Origin of the sequence: Corynebacterium sp. HMSC078A10, assembly GCF_001811565.1 — a bacterium.
Lineage (GTDB): Bacteria > Actinomycetota > Actinomycetes > Mycobacteriales > Mycobacteriaceae > Corynebacterium > Corynebacterium hesseae.
The window spans coordinates 1-1,627 of sequence record NZ_KV805184.1; the positions used below are offsets into that span (position 1 = coordinate 1).

Consider the following 1,627-nt stretch of genomic DNA (forward strand, 5'->3'; position numbering starts at 1 on the left):
GTATCCGCGGTGGTTAGTATCAGTGCTTTATCATGGGCGCGGATATACGGGTACCAGAATATCAACTGGTTATCCATCGACTACGCCTGTCGGCCTCGCCTTAGGTCCCGACTCACCCTGGGAAGACGAACTTGACCCAGGAACCCTTAGTCATCCGGCGGGAAGGATTCTCACCTTCCAATTCGTTACTCATGCCTGCATTCTCACTCGCACACACTCCACGCCGCCTTACGGTAACGCTTCAACACATGCACGACGCTCCCCTACCCAAACAAAAAATGTTTGCCGCGGCTTCGGCGGTGTGCTTGAGCCCCACTACATTGTCGGCGCAGGACCACTCGACCAGTGAGCTATTACGCACTCTTTCAAGGATGGCTGCTTCTAAGCCAACCTCCTGGCTGTCTTCGCGATCCCACATCCTTTTCCACTTAGCACACCCTTAGGGGCCTTAACCGGCGATCTGGGCTGTTTCCCTCTCGACTATGAAGCTTATCCCCCACAGTCTCACTGCCGCACAACACAATTAGTGGCATTCGGAGTTTGGCTGACATTGCTAAGATTGTAGTCCCGCTCAACCAACCAGTAGCTCTACCTCCACCAAGCTAATGCGACGCTGCACCTAAATGCATTTCGGGGAGAACCAGCTATCACGGAGTTTGATTGGCCTTTCACCCCTACCCACAGCTCATCCCCGCAGTTTTCAACCTACGTGGGTTCGCGCCTCCACAGCATCTTACTACTGCTTCACACTGGCCATGGGTAGATCACCCCGCTTCGGGTCCAGGACATGCCACTAAACACCCCATGAGGATTCGGTTTCCCTACGGCTACCCCACACGGGTTAACCTCGCGACATGCCGCTGACTCGCAGGCTCATTCTTCAAAAGGCACGCCATCACACACATACAGGTGCTCTGACGGATTGTAAGCACATGGTTTCAGGAACTATTTCACTCCCCTCCCGGGGTACTTTTCACCATTCCCTCACGGTACTCATACACTATCGGTCACACTGAGTATTTAGGCTTACCGGGTGGTCCCGGCAGATTCACAGCAGATTCCACGAGCCCGCTGCTACTCGGGCAACCCAACAACCCATGCATTGAAGCCTTCAACTACGGGACTATCACCCTCTACGGTCGGTGTTTCCACACCACTTCACCTAACAACAACACACAAGCAAACCAGTGGTAGCTGGCTTCCATTGGGGCCCACAACACCGCACACACAACCCCTACCAAGTATCACATGCACACGGTTTAGCCTCATCCACGTTCGTTCGCCACTACTAGCAGAATCATATTTTATTTTCTTCTCCTACGGGTACTGAGATGTTTCACTTCCCCGCGTAAACCCCCACAACAGCTATGAATTCACTGAAGGGTAACACCCCATAACAGGTGCCAGGTTTCCCCATTCGGACATCCTCGGATCAACGCTCTATTGACAACTCCCCGAGGCTTAACGCAGCCTTACACGTCCTTCATCGGCCCAGCATGCCAAGGCATCCACCATGCGCCCTAAATAACGAACACACAACCAACACAACAACCACCACAAAATGGCAATCAAACTGTGCTGGTGTGAACACACAAAACACAAAAGAACAAAGAAATCACACAAACCA

At 52.6% G+C, this 1,627-nt stretch carries 1 rRNA gene; it reads right to left on the reverse strand.

The features are described from left to right. Positions 1–1,535, reverse strand: a 23S ribosomal RNA gene (locus tag HMPREF2808_RS13575); the annotation flags it as partial. Positions 1,536–1,627 lie beyond the last annotated feature (92 nt).